The organism is Alloprevotella sp., from assembly GCF_057240785.1.
Map to the genome: position 1 here is coordinate 31,551 of NZ_DBHHRH010000008.1, position 21,345 is coordinate 52,895.

A 21,345-nucleotide genomic window follows, 5' to 3' on the forward strand; every position below is an offset into this window, starting at 1 on the left:
ATTGCGTTTGAAAATACAATAAGGCTGTCAGCTGGTTTCCTTATTGTGTCAGCTGGCTTCCTTATTGTATTTACGAGGGTTATAAAGGAGGCATAACAACGATGCCTACTTCCTCACTTTCACCCTTACTCCTCCATCCTTACTGCTCTTTCTTCCTCTCCAGAGGCGTGAGTTCCGCCTTCAAACCAAGGAGAAAGGAGCAGAAAGGCAAAGGATTTGGGGCGTTCTCTTGGTGGAAAACAGAATTATGACGTATTTTTGCAACCACACGATAAGAGCCTTGAACAACGAAAGGGGTTCGGGGCTTTATTTTTTAATCGGTAGTATTTCCTAAATACAATGAAACAGCTTTTTATCACCCTTCTACTCCTGACTTGCACGATGGCAAGCTGGAGCAAGACCTTCAAAACCATCAAAACGCCCAAGGTGACGGCTTGCGCAATCCCATTCAAAGAAAAAATCACTGTGCAAGAAGTGGTCTTGACAGATACGGCCACTACGCTTCACCTTTGCATCGAATCGCCCGCGGGAGATCCGTTCATTCTCAACAAGAGCAGTTATCTGAAAGATGAGAGCGGCCACCGATATGCCTTGCGCTCGGCTGAGGGCGTCGTGCTCGACCAACCGATTTCTTCTCCTAAAAATGGTCCGACTCAATTCGCCCTGCATTTTGCCCCTATGCCGCAAGGCGTCAAAGTGTTCGACTTCATCGGGGGAGACGACTTCTATTCGTTTATGCTCCTCGGCATCCACGACAAGAACACCCCACTCACCACGCCCAGGCTCGAAGCACTCACCGAGAGCCATCCCTATGTGTTGCCAACGGAGTGGTTCAAGAACGATTCCATCACCATTCGCGGTCGCATCAAGGACTATGATGCCGCAAAATTTGGTTTCAACCACTTAGAATGTTACTACGAAAACATTTTTGAGAAGGAGCAGGGAATTCTCATGCTCAATATTGCGCCTGATGGGACTTTCGAGAAAAAATTCTCGGCGTGCTATCCCGTGAGAGAGGCTTTCTTCGCGGGCAATTCCAATATAGCGTTCAGCGAGATACCTTTCTTTGCCCGCCCTGGTGAGACCATCGATGTGACGGTGCAAAAGAACGCGCGCGGACAATATGAGTGCCAGTACAACAACGGGAGTTGCAAAGAGATGGAACGATGGCTCAAAGCGAAACTCCCTTTCAATGGCATCATGAATGCCCTGCGCTATTTCAATGGGCCGTTTAGCCAAGCGCAACCCCTTGCGGAAACGCTCTGGAAAAATGCGCTAACGCTACTGGCACTTACGAGCGAGCGCGACAAGTTCACTCCGATGGAAGAGCAGTTGGCCTTGGCTGATTTGCAAGTGAGCTTTGCCAGCGCATTGATTGAATATGCCATGAACCGTGAGGATGATTTTTCAAAAAAAGCAGAAGCCAACGGACAGAAGGAACTCACTGGAGCGGACAAAGCCGAAATGGATGCGCTGAACGATCCCAGCAATTTCAAACTCTTATCGCGCATACCTTTCGACAATCCTTTGCTGACAGCCAGTAGCTACTTCCCCACTCTCATCAACCGCCTGCGCTTCGCCCCTCCCGTATTTTCAGGGCAGTTTGCGTCCCTTGGAAAGATGGACAGCGTCAAGATAACAGCCGATATTCAGCAGAAAATTCTCAACAACAAGCGCGCGGCCCTGAAAAAACTAATGGGTTGCAACGACAGCAACCTGATGCTGCAAATCTGCATCTACAAAGACATTCAGGAAAACTTCAAAGAGTGGCACAACAATGAGGCGCTCATCCCTGGAATACTGGCCGACACGAGCCTCACAGAACAAGAACGCTTGGCCGAGGCGGAAAGTCTGCCCGCGCTCAACAATATGCTATCGCCCTACTTGGAAGTTCTTTCCTCCCCCTTCATCCGTCAACAAGCCGATCTCTTCTGTTCGGCAGCCATGATGGAACAAGACATCGCTACGCCTCTCCCCGCCAACAACGCAGCGGCCGAAAGGATCCGCCAACTATCGGCGCGCTTCCCGGGCCGCTATCTCCTCATCGATTTCTGGGGAATGGGCTGCTCTCCCTGCCGTGCCGCTATCCAGAAGAGTAAGGATTTGCGCGCCAGCATTGCGCAACGCAAGGATGTGAAGCTCATCTTCATCGCTGCAGAGAACACGCCGCAGGGCAGTGAGGCATATAGGAAATATGTGAAAGAATGGCTCGCCGATGAGGAGTGTATCTGTCTTTCGCCAGCAGAATACAACCAACTGTGCGAACTCTTCCGCTTCAACGCCATTCCGCACTACGAGACCATCACCCCTGAAGGTTACCGCGTCAGAGAAGACCTCAGCATCAACGGCTTCCACAATTTCGACGATGAGTTTGCGCGCCTCCAACAACAAGCCCAATCCGCTCAACCTGCCGCTATCGGTGTGCCAGCCGAAGCTGTAGAGGGAATGATTATCAACTTCGACGGGAAATAGGATAACTCAAAAAAGACAACAAGAAAAGGCTTCACCCCGAACGGAGGTGAAGCCTTTTTGTGAGCGGTCTCTAAAGAGTCCGCGTAGAGAATAGAGGTCTCGCTTAGAAGCTTACGCGGAAGCCGAGCTGCATGTGCCAGCGGCTGAGGATATCGTTCTTTGTGAGACGTGGGTTGTTATACTGGTAAACCGGCGTATAGTTGCCATCAGCACCCTTCGTCATCTTAGAAACCATCAGCGGGCTTACGTTGTAGACGTTGCTATACTGAGCGCCCCACTTCTTGTTGAGGCAGTTAGCGAAGTTCATGATATCGAAGGTGAACTCAAAGTTGCAGATGTTCTTCCAGTAAATCTTCTGACCGAAGTGGAGATCAATCTGGTGTTCCCATTCAGTCATGTTAGAATTACGTTCAGCATACTGTCCGCGGTGGTTCTTAGCGTAGCTGTCGCCTTCGATCCATTTTTCAAAAGCTGCACGGTTTTGATCAGCATCCATAATCACCTGACCCTTCACAACCGTCTGCGTGAAGTTCATCAGCGCGAGTTCGTCCTTCGTTGGGATGTAGAGGAGGTTGTTACCCTTCTGTCCGTCGCCGTTGAAGTCTTCGCTCTCGTTCATTGAGAGACTGTAGCGGCCACCATTAGAGCCGTTGTAAACGATACCGATCTGCGTGCTGGTCCAGCCGTTGAGGTATTTGGGAGAAGTCCAGCCCACACGTACCATCACGCGGTGAGGAATGTCGAACTTAGAATAGCCAAGCTCACCCTTACCGTTGGTGTCGCGAGAATAGTTGTACTTCCAGTTAGAATAAGCAACAGAGCTTGTACCATCGTTCACACTCTTAGAGTGGCCAAAGGTGTAGCTTGCTGCGAGGTCAAGGCCGAAGTTGAAAGTCTTTTCAAAGAGTGCGCTGAGGGCGTAGCTGTAGCCGCGGTTCGTATTCTTCAGATTGATGATGCTGTAGTAGTCAGACTTTTCACTGTTGTAGTAAGGAGCAGCAGAGTTCTCTTTGCCAGGCACAGCATAGGTCTTTGCCACTTGATTGATGGCAAGGTTCTCGAAGAAGACGTTGTTCATCGTCTTGCTATAGATGGCCTCGAGCGTCATCTTCACGTCGCCGGGCAGCGTGTGTTCGAGAGCGAGGTTAGAGCGGAAAACTTGTGGGTACTTAAACTTCTTGCTCACTACAGCAATGTCGGGCTTCTGGCTCGTAGCGCTGGCGTTGACCACATTGTTGAGAACCTGCTGGTAGTTGTTCATACCGGGCACGCTCTTAGAGATGGTGGTAGATTTCATTTCTACACCATTACTATTGAAGGCGTTGCTGAGCCATACGAAAGGCACACGACCGGTGAAGATACCCGTACCGCCGCGCAGGAGCGTCTTGTGGTCGTCGGTGAGGTACCAGTTGAAGCCGAGACGCGGACTAACCATGAGTTTCGTGCTAGGAACGATACCTACTTGAGCATCCAGATTCTTGCTCTTGGCGTATTGGTTGAAAGTTTCGTTAGCTGTTGGTTTGTTGAAAACAGCGGGCAAATCGATACGCAAACCATAAGTCACATTGAAGTTGGAAGTAGCGTTCCATTTGTCTTGCGCATAGAAACCAAACTGGCCTGCCTTGATGGCTGGAGAATACTTCGTGTCACCGCCGGTGAGAGATGGGTCGGTGTACTTATAGTTGAATCTGTTGGGCTTATCGTTGAGGAAATCGTTCAAGTTATCGAAAGTCCAAGAACCATTAGCAGCCTGAATGAAGAGGTTAGAAACCCTGTAGATTTCGTTGTGCGTACCGAAAGTCAGCGTATGGCTACCCAAGTACCAGCTGAGGTTGTCCTCCAACGTGTAGATGTTCTGGTCCAGTCCGTTGGCTGCAGAGCTATATTCTGTACCGATATTGAGGCCTATGCGAGTTGAATTGTCCGCACTGTACACGTTCTGAATCAATACCGTTGGGCCTTGGTAGGGTGACTCGCGGTGGTCGCGCACGAAGCTTGCACTGGCGCGCAACTCATTGTAGAAGCTATCACTGATGCGGTTTGTCCATTCTGCAACAATGTCGTTGGTCTTGTTGTTATAGCGGTAGCCCGAATTAGCGAAAAAATAGCTGGTAGCACCAACAGCATAGCCGTCTTTGTAGCTATTATTGTGCTGATAGCGCAGTGTGAGGTGGTTGGTCTCGTTGATATTCCAGTCGATGCGGCTCGTAATGCCGAGGCTGTGGCTCTCAACGTTGCGTGGGCCGAAACTATCACGAATGCCCGTCAGCGCATAGTAGCGGTCCACTACCTGCTGTGCCACATCCGTTGAGATGTATTTCTCGCTATAGCCGGGGTAGATGTTGTTGGGATAACTCTTTCTCTTGTTTTCTACAGAAGCGAAGAAGAAGAGTTTGTTCTTGATGATTGGACCGCCGAGCGTTCCACCGAAGGTGCGCTCAAACTGGTCGGTGAGGGGCACCTTGGCATAGTCGCGCACAGCACTGTACTTGCCATACATGCTCTGGTTGTTGAAGTAGGAGTACGCACTTCCGTGGAAATCGTTCGTACCCGACTTTGTCACCACATTGATACCGCCACCCGTGAAGCCGCCTTGGCGAACATCATAAGGAGCGATAACCACCTGGAGTTCCTGAACGGCATCCATGGAGATGGGGTTTGCACCCGTTTGTCCGCCGTTGGTACCATCGGCACTCAAACCAAACACGTCGTTGGCCACAACACCATCGATCTGGAAACTGTTGTAGCGATTGTTAGAACCTACGAAGGAGATACCGCCACTCTTGGATGAAACGGCCATCGGCGTGTTCTTCACAATGCTTGCCACAGAACGATCAATCGTTGGGATGTTCTGCATTTTTTGCAGCGTGAAGTTCTCGCCTGCTCCCGTACGTGTCTTGCGGTTGGCCACTACCGTTGCTTCGCCCAAGTCAGTAGATTTTGGTGACAATGAAGCATCGAGCGGGAACATATTGCCGAGCTCGAGATTGATGTTCTCAAACTTCTCTGCATTGTAACCCAGGTAGTGGATAGCTACGGTGTAAGGGCCGCCCGGACGCATACCCTGAATGGTATAACGGCCATTGGCGTTGGTCACTGCGCTGTAGGTCGTTCCTGAAGGGACGTGAGTGGCCTTTACCACTACTCCTGCAACTGGTTGGTTGGACTCATTCAGGATTTGACCGCCCAATGAGGACGTAGTCACCTGTGCCTGAACGCAAACTGCAACTGCAGGCGTCAAGGCTGCCAACAATACTCTTTGATAGTATTCCATAAGAAATAAAAAAGATTTAGAATGTCCTTTAAAACTTAGAGGGGAAAGGAATTAAGCCTCTCTTGCAGCGGGTTGCTCGAACCTGCCACTTTTCCACGCCGCGAAGTTACGCGTTTTTGTCAGAAATTAAATTCTTTTTGGGCTTTTAACAGAGAAAAAAGAGAATAAAGATGCTATTCTTGCCCATCAGACAAGTTGGAAACTTACAAATTGTCTGATGCAGTTTGCAGTTTTAAGGGTTTTTTCACTCTTCTGTGACTTTTTGCGCATCCTGCCATTCGATGATGCCGCCTTGGAGGTTGACAACGGTGAACTTTGCTTTGTTTAGGATTTCGGCACCGCGCATACTGCGTTTGCCCGAACGACAATAGATGCCCACGATGCGTTTGTGCGAGAGAGCCGCTTGTGCTTTTTCGAGAAAGTCGGGTTGCTGCACATCAATGTTCGTGGCGCCTGGAATGTGGCCTTGAGCAAACTCTTCAGCCGTACGAACATCCAAGAGCTGAATATTGCCGGTTTGCAGCAGTTTTTCAAACTCATTGGCATTCACGCTCTTGATGCCTGGAACGGATACGCTGCAAGATGCGAGAGAGAGGAGCAGCCCTGTGGCTGCAAGGAGAATTTTCATAAATAACTACCGTTTTTTGCGCCACCTATCAGCCTTGCCAATGGTGCGCGTGGATTTATCGAAGCAAAGATACGGGCTTTTCCGAAATATTGCCAACTTTCGAGGAGGAAAAGCCAAGGGAACGGCTTTTCTTTCTGAAAACTCAGCTCATATACTCCTGCTAATCAACCCCTTAAACCACCCCGTAAATACAATAAGGATGTCAGCCGACACAATAAGGCTATCAGCTGACACAATAAGGAAGCCAGCCGACAGCCTTATTGCATTTTTTTGCCCTGTTGGACCAGTCGGACGGGTCGGGCCAGGTCGGAGTTGTCCGACCTGGCCGATTTTCAAGTAAGCGGCCTCTGAGCTGCCTCTCTTTTATTGAATAAAAGAAAAAAATCTTACTTTTGATGTTACAAAACCGAAAGTCCTGCGTTAGCACAATGTAAACAAACCACTCGAATGGCTCAGAAGTTCCTAAATAGCGACGGCTCGAAAGAGGAAGTACTCCTCCCAGCATTTCAGCGCCTCCAGCGAGGGCTGCGACGCTTGGCCTCCTCCATGGTGGGGGAGAGCGTGGCCGAAGATGCTTTGCAGGATGCTTTCATCCGCCTCTGGACCCGCCGCACAACGTTGCGTTCCGAAGATGAGGCCGGCCGACTGCTCACCACGACGGTGAAACATCTCAGCATCGACCACCTGCGCCAGCTGCAGCGGGAAGCCAGCGTGAGTCTGGCCGAGGCCGACGGAGCTGAAGAGGATGCGCCCGATGTGGAAAGCCGCTTCCAAGCTGTGGAACGCATCGTGGCCTCCGAACTCTCCCCACTCCAGCGCGACATCCTTCGCCGCCACGATTATGAAGGCCAGGACTACGACGCCATTGCCCAGAGCTTGCAGATGCAACCGGCAGCCGTCAGGATGCAACTCTCACGCGCTCGACGCACCATTCGAGAAATTTACAGAAGAGATTATGAAGATGAATAGTAAAAACTTGGACGAACTCATCAACCGCTATTTCGACGCGGAAACAACGGTTGAGGAAGAGCGCGAACTGCAACGACTCATCACTGGGCCTTTTGCCTCCGATGCGCGCTATGATGAAGTGCGCGCCGTGATGGGCTTCACCGCCGTGGGGCGTAAGCTGCGCCGCAAGTCGCACCGCGCCATCCGTTGGTGGCAGGCAGCCGCAGCCGCCGTGGTGGTACTCATGCTCGGAGGTGTCTATACCATTCAGCAGGCTCACCCAGATGATGTTTGCATCGCCTATGTCAATGGGCGCAAGGTGACGAACCCCGACGAGGTGGTCAAACTGATGCAGCAAGAGATGCAGGCCGTGAGCAGCCCCACAGATGCGCCCACGCCGGAGAGCCAACTCAAGGATATGTTTAACACGCTAAACCAATAAAGTCATGCAACGCATTCTGATGATTCTTATAGCTCTGATGAGCGTGGTGCTTCCCGCCCAGGCCCAAGCAGGACTAAATATTGCCTCCATCTTTGAAGGTAGCTACTCCACCCGCCAAGATGCCACTTCGGTGCAGTTCTCGGGCAGCAGGCTCAAGGCTTTCAATCTGAGCCTCTCGCGCAGCCTTTCGCTCACTCCCTCGGCGGCCGACACCCGACAAATAGAAGCTGCCGTGCTTCGCGATGCGGCGCATGCTGTGTCAAAAGAAGAGGTGAGGAAGAGTGGTCATGTCTACTACGGTTTCTACAAACTCTCATCCGTGGGTGCTGAAAACCGCTACATCTTCTATCGGAACAACTCCTATCAAACGAGCTCTGACGGACGTCTCACCCTCATCTATTTGCAGGGACGAGCCACGGCGGCCGAACTCAAACGGATGTTTGGTAAATAAAACAAAGAAAAATAACAATAAAACCTTACGAATATGAAACTCAAAGCTTTCCTTGCCCTAACACTCATGGGCACACTGTCTGCAACAGCACAAGTGACAACCGACACAGTGACCACCGTGGAAAACGCACGCCGCGTGGTGGTGACGGAGCGGGACTCAGTGGTCAACATCGACATCTTTGGCAATGGCACAGACCCCACATTCCGCTACTCCTACTCTAAATCGGTAGGGAAAAACTCCGAATCGGTGGTCCGTCAAAGCGCGGACGACTGGGACTTTAACATCCTCTTTGGCAAGAAGAAAAAGGAACAGGAAGAGTCCAACAAATGGCAAAAAGAATTAGGCATCTTAGGTCTGGCAATGGGCTGGGTGGCCACTCCAGGAATGCCCGACGGACTCAAAGCTAAGATGAGCAAATCTGCCGAGTTCTACCTCGACATTCTCAACGTGAACTTTCAGCGTCACCACCATGCTTTGGCCATTCACACAGGTTTCTATACCGCTTCCTTGCACCACGAAGGCAAGCAACTGCGCTACGGCAAGAATGCCTCCCATGGCCTCGCACCCGAAGCCTACCCCGCTGGTTCAGATCCTAAATTCTCTCGCCTCTTCCTCACGACCAACTACCTGGGTTTCAGCTATCGCTATACGTTCCGCCACGACTGGTTCGTGGGTCTGCGCACCAACCTCCACTATGCTTGGAGAGCTAAGGTTCGCTCCGAATATTCGCTCAATGGGCGCGACTTTATGGAGAAAATGAAGAACATTCGCACCAATCGCGTCTCGGCCGATATCATCGGACAAGTGGGTAAAGACTTCGTGAGTCTCTATGTGAAGTACAATCCCTGCCGCATCCTCCAAGATGCCACTGGCTCTGACGACTCTCGCCGCATAGCCATCGGCCTCTCCCTCGGTTTCTGATAATCAGCCGCTACCATAAAATCAAACAATAAATACACTCATTTTTCAAAAGGCTTCGCCTCTCCCCGACGGCGAAGCCTTTTTCGTTACATTCTTCTATAAATTTTGCTGATGTGTCCTCAAAAAAACTCCGCAAACCTTATTGTTTAGATCTTGCGAATAGAAGCAATCTGAGACCACAGCAAAACCTTCATTTATAGAAAAATTTCCATTTAGTTGTGTTTTAGAAGCATATTCCAGCGTATATATTGGTATAATTGATGCAGTCAAACGATTATTATCATCTATAATTGTGTCCCATTTCCTTTTATTTGAGAGCATTGGACACAATTATCCCTGGCATTCGAAATAAGTTGTAGGCAACAGCCTCCATAATATGCTGTGCATGTGTTTAGTGTAGGCGATTTCAATAATACCACGGATTGGATTCCAATCGATAATTTTATCTATCTGAGAAAGGAAGGTCTGCTTGACCTTACGCTGACAGACTAATAGGTCGGCAAAGCTGAGAGAGGAGAGTTGCTGTTTCATACTATAAAGGTACGAAATAAATAATGATATAAGCAAGTTCCTAAACTAAGAGTTTTGCAGAGGTCTCATGTTATGATTTCTCAACAAGATAGATGAGAAACCCTATAAATCATAACAAATTACTATTGCAAATTTCACTATTTTTAGGTATTGCACATTATTTGATAAATACATACCTTTGCAGCCACAAATTAAGGGTAATATTTTTGATTAATTATAAACATTTAAAAGAATAATAAAACAATGAAAATTTTAAAGAATTTCATCGGCCTCGCTGCAATAGCTCTCTGCCTCGGCTTCGCTTCTTGCAGCAGCGATAATGATGCGCCTTCTTATAGTAAGGTGGCAGTTGACAATTCTCAGCTCAAAACCCTTCTCGAAAGCAAAGGATATACATTCGACGAGAACGGCAAGTTGCTCCTTGACGACAAAGCAACCAGCACTACTTCACTCGACCTTTCAGGTACACAGGTTGATACCGCTGCCCTGAAAGAACTTTCTGTTTTCCCTAATTTGAAAGAGTTGAACCTTAGTAACAATGGCTATGGTCCACTTTTCCATATCGCTTCACTTCCTTCACGGATTACAGGTCTTGACTTGCAAGGCAATGACATCTATGACTTCGACGGCTTGGTAACAGCCAAGGTTGAGAATGATGAGGTGAAAGCTACTATCCTTCATGAGTTTACAAAACTTTATCTCCCTGCTTCCTGCAAGTATAATGTAGAGGACTTGATGCCTTTCTATACTCAGAATAAGGCAGAGAACAAGACTGTTGACATGCAAATGGTAAATGATAAGGGCTCTTTGGAGAAGTATAACACTTTGAGAGAGATTCCTGATACATATTTTGCTGCTTATTTGAAGAATTTGTTTGCAAGCATCTTTGTGGATGATACACATATTGATATTAGCAAGCCATTGGCTACTACTGAAGTGAATGTAATGATTGCATTGGAGACAACACTTCAGTACAAAGACATCGCTCAGATTCAGTCTATAAGCGGTATAGAATACTTTATCAACAACCCTTATTATCCAGACTTTTCTGTATTAATGCGTTACGCAAAGAATACAGAGCCATATACCGTTGCATATATTGCTCCACGTGGCAATATTAAAGGACTCCATTTATTAAACACCAACACGCTTAATGGAATAGACTTGTCTGGAGCAACTAACTTGGTTTCAATACAATTGAGCAATAACAAATCTTTGAAAACCTTAGATTTATCAAAGACTTTGATTGCAAATCAAAACTTTGAAGAATGGGATACAACATTAAAGAATGGTCTTTATATTTTGAATTGCCAAAATTTGGAAGATTTAGTGTTGCCTACTCCAACTACTCCAAATAAAAGATATATTAGTAATCTGCAATTAATGCAGTTGCCAAATCTTAAAACTGTAAACTTACAAGATTTTGATGGTTTTGAATTCTTGGTTTTGATAGGCTTAGACAACTGTAAGATTACATACCCTGCAAACATGCTGTATGCTTATGGCAAAGAGAATTTGGAAACATCAACAATACCAGTAGAACTTGCTGTTTCCGAAAATGTATTCAACATGGAAGAAACCAAAGCATTTATAACAAAATATAGAGCGCATCTTCGAGACACATATACATCATATAGAAAATTTGGTGCTTATAAATGGAGTAAATATCTTTAAATCTTTTAATAATTAATTTTATTGGTGTCCGATAAAACTTTTAGTGCATTCATATCTTTTTAATTCAGAATAATAAAAAAACGGGCTGATTGTTTTGTACATTCAGCCCTTCTTATTTCCTTTGTAGTTGTCAATAAAAAAAATGAAATAAGATGAGCAAAAGTACACATTTTGTCGGAGAAACAAGTCACTGTAACGAAAATAGCCAATGAAAAAATCTGCTGACACCATTAAGTGTGTCAGCAGATTTTTTTGTAGCACTATTGGAGATATTAGAACAGATCCGACGCTCTTGAGAGTTGTGCTTTTCTACCTCCACAATTCGTTGTGGACGAAAGCCTACTCGACGTGGACAAGAGCTATGGTGCGAACTTCCGCATTGTCTTTGGTCGATACTCGTGGCTGGAGTTCCAGTTCAGGGCCGCCGCCGGGAAGACCTTTTCCTTTACCCAGAAAATGTTTGTTGCCATGTTCGGGAACGCGGATTCTTTCGGGCGGCATACCCGTGAGAGATATTTCGCGGATTTTGAAACCATTTTGGAGAGAGCCTTCTTTGAGTCCGAGGGCAGTTTCGAGGCGCGTGGCTTCTTGTATGGAAACGCTCATCTGCTCGCAGAGGTTGCCTAAGATGTCCGTAATGGCTTCTCTGTCGGTGATAAAGGTGGTTTCACGCCCGATATATTGGTAGACGTCCCAGCTAATGGGGCTGACATTGTAGGCCATTGGGGAGTTCCGCAAGGCTTGGGTGCGTGCTGCTACCGAGGAACTGGGTTGCTGTGGAAGGACGATGCGCGGATGCGCACCCACTGCACTGCTGTCGCCCCGCGCTGTGTCGGTGGGAGCAAGAGGGGGGTGGCGGAACAGTTCCTTTTCTCTTGCTAAGGCGTGGCGCTGTGTGGTAGCTTTGTCCTTCTCGCTCGATGCGGCAGTATGGACGAATTCTGTGTTCCATCGGGCGGAACTGCTATCAGCATAAGCAGAGCGGGCTGTACCACTCAGGTTGCCAAAGAGCCATAGGAGCAGGAAACCGACAAGCATTCTTGCCTGAACACTTACTGGCAGAAAAGATGAAAGCCGCCCCTCAGAAGTCGTCATAGTTTTCTCGCGACGGCGAGAAAATATGAGCGAAAAGAGAGGAGCGGCTTTCATCATCGTTGGTTGCAGTTATGTGTCTATTCCCAGCCTGCTGCGCGCATAATTTTGAGAGGTATCTCGGTGTTGTCGATTTGTCCTGCAAACTGTTCAGCACCTACCCCGACAGCGTAGACTCCTACGAAGCCATTGGAGTGGCCGTTGCTCTGCCAACCGATGAGACTGTGTTCGTCCATGATTTGGCTCGCAGTGTAGGACACAGGGTCTACGGAATTGTAGAGACTCTTCTTGTTCTCCGAAGAGTTATCGACCAGTTGTTCGTAAGCCTTGTGGAGGCGTTCGGTTTGTGCTTCCGTCAGTTCGAGACCGTCCCAGAAACCAAAGTTTTCTTTGAGATCCTGGCGCACCACTTCCCAACTGAACGCGCTGCCCTTTTCGCGGCGCAAAGCAGCCAGGTGGCGCGGATAAGCAAAGAAGGTTGTTTTCTGGTGGAGGAGCTTTTCAAGATGAAGGGCATATTTTCCTCTGCCGAGGGACAAACCACCTGTTTCGTGGTCGGCGGTGACAACGATGAGCGTAGAGTCGGGCTTTTTCTTGTAGAACTCGTAAGCAATCTGAACACAGCTGTCCATGTCGATGAGTTCATGGATGAATCCGGCACCATCATTAGAGTGGCAGGCCATATCAATCATGCCGCCCTCAATCATCAGGAAAAAGCCATTGCGTTCCTTTTGGCGTTCGGTGAGAAAACGGATGCCCGCCTGCGTGATTTGCTCCAGCGAGAGATTTTCTGGTTTGCGGTCGAGTTTGTAAGGGATGGCGTAATCGTTCTGCTTACTGTCGCGGAGCGGCTGAAGGAGAATCAGCTTCTTCTGTCGGTTGGCCTGCTGGAGAAACTCATCATAGCCGCGCACAATTTTATACCCATTGTCGGCAGCCTGCTGATAGAGATCCTTATCACCGTTCTCCGATTGATGTTTCAAGATGTCGGAGCCCGCGAAGAAGTCGAAACCAGAAAGAGTGAGCTGCCGTCCGATTTCATGGTAAGCATGACGCTCAGGCACATGGGCATAGAAAACGGCCGGCGTGGCGTGGTTGACCCCCACTGAAGTGGAGATGCCCACAGCTGCCCCGTGTTGCTGCGCGTGCCAAGCCACACTGTTGACAGGCGTGGTGAGGTCGGGCAGCACTCCGACAGCGGCATTCTTTGTCTTAACGCCCGAAGCTAAGGCCGTGCCCGCTGCGGCCGAGTCGGTAACACCGCTGGAGGCAGAATAAGTAGAGACGAGCCCCAGATAAGGAAATTGCGTGAAGCAGAGCGGTTTCATTCCGATACGTCCCTCGCGGGCAGCCAGGAAGGTTTCGGCGGCATTGACCTGATTAACGCCCATGCCATCGCCAATGAAATAGAATACATACTTAGCCTTGGGCTGCGCCATTGCCACAAGGGTTAGCACAGTCAAGCATAGTGTGGAGAGAAAACGTTTGGGAGTCATTTGTTAGTTCTTTTTATCTTCACGATAGGCACTCTCAATGTAGTGGAGGCGGAGAAGGGTATCACAGATACGTTTCACGTCGTCAGTGTCGTGGAGGAGGAATTCGATTGTTCCGTCGAAGATACCATCGTTGGTGTCGAGGGAGATGTGCTTGATCACCAAGTTCTGCTCACTGTTGTGGAGTACATCGGCAATGGCATAGAGCACGCCGTGGTCGTCAACACCTTTAACATGGATACAGACGGGGAAATAGAGAGTTTTGTGGGTATCCCACTTGAGCGCAATGATATTATTGCCATAGCGCGTTTTGAGTTTTGCAGCCGTGGGGCAACTGCGTTTGTGGATTTCGAGCGTATTCTGGGGGGTGATATAGCCTAAGACGTCGTCGCCGGGAATAGGGTGGCAACACGGCGCTATGGTGCATTTCTGCAATGTGTCCTCGTTGAGCACAAGCGTTTGCTTGCGATTGAGGCCGCGCACAAAGTCCTCTACATCCGTGGAGTTGACCTCCGCTTGCTTCTTAGGTCCGATGAACGGCACATAGCGTCGCCAGCCCGTTTTGCGTACTTTCCCAGTGAGGGCATCCACATCGGGCTGTCCCAGCTCAATTTTGTTGCCCCCTAATGCCAGTGCCAATTCATCGCGGTCGGCCAATTCGTGGAAACGGCGCAGGATGTCGATATTGGTACTTGTGGCTTCAATATCTTGCTCCTTAAAGAAAGCTGCAAGGCGTTCCTCACCGATGCGCATCTTCTCGCGGTTCTCACGACGCAAGATGGCTTGAATCTTTCCGCGCGCCTTAGCCGTAGTGGCAAAATTGAGCCATTCGGCCTTCACTTGCTGCTCGCGGGAGGTGAGAATCTCCACCTGGTCGCCGCTCTTGAGGCGGTAGCTCAGCGGCACGAGCTTATGGTTGACCTTCACCGCAAAGCAGTGAGTGCCGAGGAAGGAGTGGATATGGAAAGCGAAGTCGAGAGCCGTGGCGTTGTTGGGCATGGTCTTGATTTCACCTTTCGGCGTGAAGACGAGGATTTCTTTAGAGAAGAGGTTGAGCTTAATGGTGTCGAGCAGATCAAGCGTGTCGGGCTGCGGGTCGTCGAGGATTTCTTTGATGGAGTCGAGCCATTTGTCGAGTTCATTCTCGTCGTAGTCGGCATCCTTATCTTTGTATTTCCAATGTGCCGCAAAGCCCTGCTCGGCAATATCGTTCATGCGGTCGGAACGGATTTGCACTTCAATCCATTTACCTTGGGCCGACATAAACGTGTTGTGGAGAGCTTGATAGCCATTGGCCTTGGGCGATGAGAGCCAGTCGCGGAAGCGCGTAGGATGGGGACGATAGATTTTCGTTAGGCCCGCATAGATGCTGAAGCACTCGTCGATTTCTTTCTTGCGATCGAGCGGAACGTAGACTATGCGAATGGCCAGAATATCATAGATTTCGTTGAACGCCACGTGCTTGTTCTGCATCTTGTTCCAGATGGAATAAGGCGTCTTTATGCGCTGCTGAATCTGATACTTGAAGCCCATGCCGTCGAGCAGTTCGCGGATGGGCGGCACAAAGTTGTCGAAGATTGAAGTGCGGTCGGCCTGTGTGGACGCCAGCATGTCCTCAATCATTTTATACTCCTCCGGGTGTTCATAACGGAAACTCAGGTCCTCCAGCTCTGTCTTGATCTTGTTGAGACCTAAGCGGTCGGCCAACGGGGCGTAGATATAGAGCGTTTCGCCCGCAATCTTATACTGCTTTGAGGGCAGCATGGACGAAAGGGTGCGCATATTGTGGAGGCGGTCACTGATTTTGATGAGGATTACGCGTATGTCGTCGCTCATCGTGAGCAGGAGCTTCTTGAAAGTCTCGGCTTGTAGCGAAGCGCGGTCGCCGAAGATGCCACCAGAGATCTTGGTGAGTCCCTCCACGATATTGGCCACTTTCGGACCAAAGAGGTTGGAGAGGTCTTCGTTAGTATAATCGGTGTCCTCTTCCACATCGTGGAGCAGGGCTGCACAGATCGAAGTGGAGCCTAAGCCTATCTCTTCGCAGGCTATTTGCGCAACGGCGATGGGATGGAGTATGTATGGCTCTCCCGAACGTCGGCGCACACCTTTGTGGGCCTGCTTGGCAAAATTGAAAGCCTTGGTGATGACATCCACTTTCTTGCGGTGGTTGGTGGCCAGATAGGTATCGAGCAACTTTTGGAAGGCTGCACTGATCATTTCCTCATCTTTCAACTCCTGAGGTGTAAGTTTTTTCGTCGTGTCGGTCATCATGATTGTGAAATTAAGGGGGTGGAGAAATGGCTCGAAGTGGTTGTGCCGTTGCTTATTTCACTTTGAGTTTTTGTCCGGGTTTGATTTTCGAACCAGAGATCTTGTTCTTTTTCTTGAGCTTCTCTACTGTGGTGTTGTTGCGCTTAGCGATGTCGGAGAGTGTGTCACCTTTCTTGACCGTTGTAGAGGAGTTTTTCTCGGTTTTCTTTGTTCTCTTGGTATCTGCCGTCTTGCTGTGGCGTCCTTTACGCTTGTCGCTCTTGCTGTTGCTGCGATTGTCGTCGCTCTCATCAGTCTGGCTGTGGCGCGTATTGCGCGTGTGGCGGCGTGCCTCCGCTCTGCTTTCGCGGCTGTTGGAGGACGTTGTCTCCTGTCGGTCTGCACGGCTGGAGCGACTGCGTGTGGTGCGCGGTGCCTCTGTTTCGTCCACTTCCACTTCGGCACGCTGCGTCAAGAGTTCATCCGCGCGGTAGTTGTAGACACTATCGCGCAAGTCGATAAACCGTTCTGTGGCGTCCTGAGGTAAGGTGAGCGAGGAGAGGGCAGAGAGTCCCGGAATAATATCTGTTTTGTACTGCGGATTGAGTGCGCGAACAACTTCGATGTCTACTTTGCAAAGTTCGGCCACCTGCTGCATGTGGAGCGTGCGGTCAACGAGCACCGTGTCCGTCAGTATCGGATAGCGACTCTTCATCGGTGCGATGTTGTGGTCGCAGTAGTAGTTCATCACGTAGTTAGCAGCTATGAATGCGGGCACATAGCCGCGTGTTTCATTGGGCAGGTAGGGATAAATTTTCCAATAGTCGCGTTCTCCGCCCGTTCGGCGAATGGCTTTGCTCACTTGCTGAGGCCCTGCATTGTAGGCCGCGAGGACAAGGTTCCAATCGCCATAAATATTATAGAGGTCTTTGAGATACTTGGCGGCAGCCCAACTGGCTTTGTAGGGGTCCATGCGCTCATCAACGAGACTGTTTATCTTCAGATCGTAGCGGCGGGCTGTAGTGATCATAAACTGCCAGAGGCCGGCGGCTCCAGCATGGCTGATGGCCGTTGGGTCGAGACCTGATTCAACAACGGGCAGATATTTCAGTTCGAGCGGTAGTCCGTAGGCATCGAGTGCTTCCTCGAAGATGGGGATATAATAGTTGCCTGCACCGAGCATATAGCTCACCTTGTTGCGCAACTCCTCTGTGTAGCGGTCGATGAACTTCTGCACGATTTGGTTGTAGGGCATCTCCATTTTGTTGGGCAAGCGTTGCAATCGATCGCGATACACTTCCGGAGCGTATGTCACATTGTAGTTTGAGGTGGTTGCGGTGGTGTCAACGTAGAGATACTTTTTGGCCAACCATTTCTGAAGTTGGACACTCTCGTTGCTATTCATACCTTCAGGTATGTCGAAGACTTCATCACGGTTGGTAATGGAGTCGTGAACTGTGATTTCGCTTTGTGCTGCGAGGCCTGCGGGAAGAACCGTCAGAGCCAATGTGAGAAATATCTTGTTGATTTTGTTCATACTGTTCTTTAGCGTGTGCCCCACGATGCTAAGGGGGCTGTGACCCAACGTAAAGATGTTCGTTGGGGTTAGAAATTAAAACTACAACCGATGCCGTAGGAAGTTTGGTGAATCAGAGGTGTCGACTGCTGGATAACGGCTGGCTGGAGCTGCATACTCAAGTCGGGCGAAATGTCGAACACAGAGAGCTGAGCATCTACATAGGCGTCGATTACGCTCAAGATATAAACGCCCACGAAGGCAAAGGCACTCATGTCGCGATAACGGCGATAGCGGTTTTTGCGGTTTTTGAAGATGGTTTTGAAGCGTTCTTCCTTCCCCGTGATATCGTAGTTGGGAGGAAGCATATTCAGATACGACTTTGTGTTTGGGTCGTCGTCCATAATGTCCAGATAGGCTTGCGAATAGTCGCGGTACATCTGCTGGTTCCACATGAGGGCATAAGTACAACCCAAGAAACCACCGTAGAAGATAGGCAGTTTCCAGTATTTGCGATTATAGATCTGTCCCGCACCTGGGCACACAAGTGCCAACCAGAGGGCGCGCTTAGGATCGGGAACAAAGGCAGCGTTGGCGGCCTTTTTGAGATTCTCCTTCGTAACGCTTTCCGCCATCTTTCGCAGGCGTGCCGTGTCGGCTGGCAGCTTTCCCTCTTGTGCCTTCTTGATCGTGTCGGTCAGCATCTCAATGGTTTCTCCCTTCAGCATTTCTGCCTCAATGGCTTTCTGCTGCTTCTTGGCTTTTTTGCTGATAGTTTTCACGGACGAGACCTTTGTGGAGTCGTCCACAATAAGACGTGCTTGCGCCGCTCCCTTCGCAGGTGCAAGGAAAGCGGCGACTAAAATAATGAGGATGTATTGCGATAGCGTTTTCGTCATTGTTGTAGGAGTGGCCAAAGGCCTAACTTCTCATCTTGTCGAACATAGCGATGATTTTCTCCAATTCTTCTTCGTTGCCGAAGTTGATAGTGATTTTGCCTTTGCCTTGCTGTGAACAAGTCATCTGCACCTTGGTTTGGAAGAAGTCGCTGAGCCGACCTTTTAGTTCGTTGTATTCTTCAGGCAAGCGGTTCTTGCGGTTGCTCAACTGGTGCCGACCGCTCTTCACAGTCTCGCCAGCGTTGAGGGCCTTTACCATTTCTTCCACTTGTCGAACGCTGTAGCCCCGTTCCTGCACTTCTTTGAAAAGTTTCAGCATCACGCTGGGCTCTTGCGCACCGAGAATGGCGCGGGCATGGCCTTGGTCGATGGATTTGTTGCGCAGAGCCAGCTGCACAGGGGCGGGAAGTTTGAGGAGACGCAAGGCGTTGGCCACCGTGGCCCGCCTCTTACCCACTTTCTCGCTCAGTTCCTCCTGCGTGAGGTGGTACTGCTCGATGAGCTTTTGGTAAGCCAACGCCACCTCAATGGCGTTGAGGTCTTCGCGCTGGATGTTCTCCACCAGCGCCATTTGCATCATATTTTCATCGTTGGCGGTGCGGACGTAGGCGGGAATTGTTGTGAGACCTGCCAATTTTGAGGCGCGCCAACGTCGCTCACCGGCAATAATCTCATAGCTCTCGTCGTCCATCTGTCGCAGTGTGATGGGCTGGACGATGCCCAACTGGCGGATGCTTTCTGCCAACTCCTCCAGCGCGTCTTCGTCAAACTCATGGCGGGGCTGGTTGGGGTTGGGGACAATCCTGTCAACGGGGATTTCGTTGATAGACGAACTGCCGCTGGTGTGTATTTCGTCGGCCGTATCAATCAAGGCGTCGAGGCCTCGACCCAATGCGGGGAATTTCTTGTGTACTGGCATTGTTTTTTTCTTTTGTTCTATTCTCGGACGGGCCTAAAGAAGCGAACCACTCCGATAAGCCTTTCTCTGAGGATGCTTTACTTCTCGCTCGTTTGTTTCTCTCGCTCTATGAGTTCGCGGGCCAGCGACAAATGGTTCTTTGAACCAGTGGATTCCGCATCGTAGAGAATGGCGGGCAAACCATGGCTGGGCGCTTCGGAGAGCTTCACGTTGCGCTGAATAACGGTCTTAAACACCAGTTCCTGGAAGTGGCGCTTCACTTCGTCGTAGATCTGGTTGGCCAAACGCAGGCGACTGTCGTACATCGTTAGCAGGAAGCCCTCTATCTCTAATCTGGGATTGAGCTTCTTCTTGATGATGCGGATTGTGTTCAGCAATTTGCTGATTCCCTCCAAGGCAAAGTATTCGCACTGCACGGGAATGATAACAGAGTCCGCAGCCGTAAGACTGTTGACCGTGATCAGTCCTAACGAAGGACTACAATCGATGAGAATATAATCGTAGAGGTCTTTGACGGGTTTGAGAAGCTCGGAGATAATGTACTCGCGTTTTTTGAAGTTGAGCATCTCCACTTCAGCCCCTACCAAATTGATATGGGAAGGAACCACATCCAAACCCTCAATTTCGGTTGTGTAAATGGCTTCGCGTATGTCGCCGCGATTCACAATACACTCGTAGATAGACGTGTCAATCTCGTTGAGGTTAACACCTAATCCGGAAGAGGCGTTGGCTTGCGGGTCAGCGTCGATGAGGAGAACTTTCTTTTCGAGCGTTGCCAGAGAGGCAGCCAGATTCATCGAAGAGGTGGTCTTTCCAACACCGCCTTTTTGGTTCGCTATTGCGATGATTTTTCCCATGGGTTCCAATTCGTTATTTAGGTCGCAAAAATAACAAATAATCGTGGAACACTCATGGATAATAGCCTTTTTTAGTATTTTTGCAACGTTTTTTTGTGGAACGATAACCTTTCGCCCGTCGGTTCGCTTACGGGATTTGTTTCTTTTTTTATGACAGAAAATAGACCCTATATTCTTATCTCCAACGATGATGGCTACCAAGCTGGTGGCATTAACTTTTTGATCGACACGCTCAAGTCCGTGGCCGATCTATTGGTCGTAGCTCCCGACGGCCCGCGGTCGGGATTCAGCACTGCCATCACATCGGCCCACCCCATTCATGCCGTCCTCATTCGCAAGGAACCGGGCCTAACGGTTTATGCTTGTTCTGGCACGCCAACGGACTGTGTCAAACTGGCTCTTAATCGCTACATCGAACGCCGCCCAGATCTCGTTATAGGTGGTATAAATCATGGTGACAATTCCAGTGTAAACGCTCATTATTCGGGCACAATGGGCGTGGTGCAGGAAGCTGCCATGCAGGGCCTCCCTGCTGTGGCTTTCTCGCTTTGTGATATGAGTGCGAAAGCTGATTTCACGCCTTTGCGCCCTTATCTGATCGACATCACGATGAAGGCTCTCATGGCGGGTCTGCCAGAATTCACTTGTTTGAATGTAAACTTCCCCAAATGTCCTAAATTTGAGGGCATTCGCATCTGTAGGATGGCGCGAAGTCGTTGGGAAAAAGATATCAAAGATTTAGACAATGCTGGGCGCAGTGGCAACTGGTATTGGCTCGTAGGCGACTGCCAAGAATTAGAGCCTAATGCCACCGATACTGACCGCTGGGCGCTCTCCCACGGCTATGTAGCTATTACGCCGACAACCCTCGACAATACAGCTACACGCTTGATGCCGATGCTGAAAAGTCTGTTCTAACTTCCCTCGGACGGGTCGGACCAGTCGGACTTGTCGGACCTGTCCGAGAAAACAAGC

16 protein-coding genes and 1 pseudogene are annotated in these 21,345 nt (G+C 49.6%); 7 read left to right on the plus strand and 10 right to left on the minus strand.

Features of this window, described 5'->3' with window-relative positions; all coding sequences use genetic code 11:
* The first annotated feature begins 339 nt into the window (after positions 1-339).
* Positions 340-2,472, plus strand: coding sequence for a TlpA family protein disulfide reductase (locus ACO4R2_RS01755; RefSeq protein ID WP_484768937.1), 2,133 nt, complete (start codon positions 340-342; stop codon positions 2,470-2,472).
* Positions 2,473-2,575: 103 nt separating this feature from the next.
* On the opposite strand, the gene ACO4R2_RS01760 is transcribed toward ACO4R2_RS01755, so the two are convergent.
* Positions 2,576-5,746, minus strand: coding sequence for a TonB-dependent receptor (locus ACO4R2_RS01760; RefSeq protein WP_484768938.1), 3,171 nt, complete (start codon positions 5,744-5,746; stop codon positions 2,576-2,578).
* Positions 5,747-5,990: 244 nt separating this feature from the next.
* The gene (locus tag ACO4R2_RS01765; RefSeq protein ID WP_484768939.1) at positions 5,991-6,374 is read right to left on the minus strand and encodes a rhodanese-like domain-containing protein; all 384 of its coding nucleotides are present in this window, start codon (positions 6,372-6,374) and stop codon (positions 5,991-5,993) included.
* 447 nt (positions 6,375-6,821) lie between these two features.
* Between ACO4R2_RS01765 and ACO4R2_RS01770 the strand changes: the two genes are divergently transcribed.
* From ACO4R2_RS01770 to ACO4R2_RS01785, 4 genes are read left to right on the plus strand one after another with little or no spacing between them, the layout of a single operon-like run.
* A complete protein-coding gene (locus tag ACO4R2_RS01770) occupies positions 6,822-7,343 on the plus strand; it encodes an RNA polymerase sigma factor (RefSeq protein ID WP_484768940.1) in 522 nt (173 codons plus the stop codon).
* A complete protein-coding gene (locus tag ACO4R2_RS01775) occupies positions 7,336-7,764 on the plus strand; it encodes a hypothetical protein (protein ID WP_484768941.1) in 429 nt (142 codons plus the stop codon). The genes ACO4R2_RS01770 and ACO4R2_RS01775 overlap by 8 nt, the downstream gene beginning before the upstream one ends.
* Positions 7,765-7,768: 4 nt before the next feature.
* Positions 7,769-8,215 carry a DUF6108 family protein gene (locus tag ACO4R2_RS01780; protein ID WP_484768942.1) on the plus strand — a complete coding sequence of 149 codons (447 nt, stop codon included), beginning with the start codon at positions 7,769-7,771 and terminating at the stop codon, positions 8,213-8,215.
* Positions 8,216-8,248: 33 nt separating this feature from the next.
* Positions 8,249-9,136: a hypothetical protein gene (locus ACO4R2_RS01785; RefSeq protein WP_484768943.1), complete on the plus strand. Its 888-nt coding sequence runs from the start codon at positions 8,249-8,251 to the stop codon at positions 9,134-9,136.
* Positions 9,137-9,526: 390 nt separating this feature from the next.
* Here the strand turns inward: ACO4R2_RS01785 and ACO4R2_RS01790 are convergent.
* Positions 9,527-9,667: pseudogene (locus tag ACO4R2_RS01790) on the minus strand (IS5 family transposase); the annotation flags it as partial.
* A 243-nt stretch (positions 9,668-9,910) separates the two neighbouring features.
* Here ACO4R2_RS01790 and ACO4R2_RS01795 point away from each other — a divergent pair.
* The gene (locus tag ACO4R2_RS01795) at positions 9,911-11,341 is read left to right on the plus strand and encodes a hypothetical protein (RefSeq protein WP_484768944.1); all 1,431 of its coding nucleotides are present in this window, start codon (positions 9,911-9,913) and stop codon (positions 11,339-11,341) included.
* A 339-nt stretch (positions 11,342-11,680) separates the two neighbouring features.
* Here the strand turns inward: ACO4R2_RS01795 and ACO4R2_RS01800 are convergent, their stop codons facing one another.
* The 7 genes from ACO4R2_RS01800 to ACO4R2_RS01830 form a co-directional block, all read right to left on the minus strand.
* On the minus strand, positions 11,681-12,493 hold the full coding sequence (locus ACO4R2_RS01800) for a hypothetical protein (RefSeq protein ID WP_484768945.1): 813 nt from the start codon (positions 12,491-12,493) through the stop codon (positions 11,681-11,683).
* A gap of 20 nt (positions 12,494-12,513) precedes the next feature.
* Positions 12,514-13,929 (minus strand): alkaline phosphatase, encoded by a 1,416-nt coding sequence (locus tag ACO4R2_RS01805; RefSeq protein ID WP_484768946.1) that lies wholly within the window; start codon positions 13,927-13,929, stop codon positions 12,514-12,516.
* A 3-nt stretch (positions 13,930-13,932) separates the two neighbouring features.
* Complete coding sequence (locus tag ACO4R2_RS01810) at positions 13,933-16,197, minus strand: RelA/SpoT family protein (protein WP_484769014.1); 2,265 nt, start codon at positions 16,195-16,197, stop codon at positions 13,933-13,935.
* A gap of 55 nt (positions 16,198-16,252) precedes the next feature.
* A complete protein-coding gene (locus ACO4R2_RS01815) occupies positions 16,253-17,716 on the minus strand; it encodes a lytic transglycosylase domain-containing protein (protein WP_484768947.1) in 1,464 nt (487 codons plus the stop codon).
* Between the two features lie 68 nt (positions 17,717-17,784).
* A complete protein-coding gene (locus tag ACO4R2_RS01820; protein ID WP_484768948.1) occupies positions 17,785-18,594 on the minus strand; it encodes a DUF5683 domain-containing protein in 810 nt (269 codons plus the stop codon).
* A gap of 22 nt (positions 18,595-18,616) precedes the next feature.
* Positions 18,617-19,513 (minus strand): ParB/RepB/Spo0J family partition protein, encoded by an 897-nt coding sequence (locus ACO4R2_RS01825; protein WP_311489744.1) that lies wholly within the window; start codon positions 19,511-19,513, stop codon positions 18,617-18,619.
* A 77-nt stretch (positions 19,514-19,590) separates the two neighbouring features.
* Entirely contained in the window at positions 19,591-20,370 is a 780-nt protein-coding gene (locus ACO4R2_RS01830; RefSeq protein ID WP_315091197.1) for a ParA family protein, read from the minus strand.
* A 150-nt stretch (positions 20,371-20,520) separates the two neighbouring features.
* On the opposite strand from ACO4R2_RS01830, the gene surE reads away from it, so the two are divergent.
* Positions 20,521-21,288 (plus strand): 5'/3'-nucleotidase SurE, encoded by a 768-nt coding sequence (surE, locus tag ACO4R2_RS01835; RefSeq protein WP_484768949.1) that lies wholly within the window; start codon positions 20,521-20,523, stop codon positions 21,286-21,288.
* The last annotated feature ends 57 nt before the right edge of the window (positions 21,289-21,345 follow it).

Coding starts and splice junctions, on each gene's coding strand:
- ACO4R2_RS01780 (WP_484768942.1), top strand. CDS start 7,769: ATGCAACGCATTCTGATGATTCTTATAGCTCTGATGAGCGTGGTGCTT.
- ACO4R2_RS01810 (WP_484769014.1), bottom strand. CDS start 16,197: ATGACCGACACGACGAAAAAACTTACACCTCAGGAGTTGAAAGATGAG.
- ACO4R2_RS01775 (WP_484768941.1), top strand. CDS start 7,336: ATGAATAGTAAAAACTTGGACGAACTCATCAACCGCTATTTCGACGCG.
- surE (WP_484768949.1), top strand. CDS start 20,521: ATGACAGAAAATAGACCCTATATTCTTATCTCCAACGATGATGGCTAC.
- ACO4R2_RS01785 (WP_484768943.1), top strand. CDS start 8,249: ATGAAACTCAAAGCTTTCCTTGCCCTAACACTCATGGGCACACTGTCT.
- ACO4R2_RS01815 (WP_484768947.1), bottom strand. CDS start 17,716: ATGAACAAAATCAACAAGATATTTCTCACATTGGCTCTGACGGTTCTT.
- ACO4R2_RS01760 (WP_484768938.1), bottom strand. CDS start 5,746: ATGGAATACTATCAAAGAGTATTGTTGGCAGCCTTGACGCCTGCAGTT.
- ACO4R2_RS01770 (WP_484768940.1), top strand. CDS start 6,822: ATGGCTCAGAAGTTCCTAAATAGCGACGGCTCGAAAGAGGAAGTACTC.
- ACO4R2_RS01800 (WP_484768945.1), bottom strand. CDS start 12,493: ATGATGAAAGCCGCTCCTCTCTTTTCGCTCATATTTTCTCGCCGTCGC.
- ACO4R2_RS01795 (WP_484768944.1), top strand. CDS start 9,911: ATGAAAATTTTAAAGAATTTCATCGGCCTCGCTGCAATAGCTCTCTGC.
- ACO4R2_RS01755 (WP_484768937.1), top strand. CDS start 340: ATGAAACAGCTTTTTATCACCCTTCTACTCCTGACTTGCACGATGGCA.
- ACO4R2_RS01765 (WP_484768939.1), bottom strand. CDS start 6,374: ATGAAAATTCTCCTTGCAGCCACAGGGCTGCTCCTCTCTCTCGCATCT.
- ACO4R2_RS01825 (WP_311489744.1), bottom strand. CDS start 19,513: ATGCCAGTACACAAGAAATTCCCCGCATTGGGTCGAGGCCTCGACGCC.
- ACO4R2_RS01820 (WP_484768948.1), bottom strand. CDS start 18,594: ATGACGAAAACGCTATCGCAATACATCCTCATTATTTTAGTCGCCGCT.
- ACO4R2_RS01805 (WP_484768946.1), bottom strand. CDS start 13,929: ATGACTCCCAAACGTTTTCTCTCCACACTATGCTTGACTGTGCTAACC.
- ACO4R2_RS01830 (WP_315091197.1), bottom strand. CDS start 20,370: ATGGGAAAAATCATCGCAATAGCGAACCAAAAAGGCGGTGTTGGAAAG.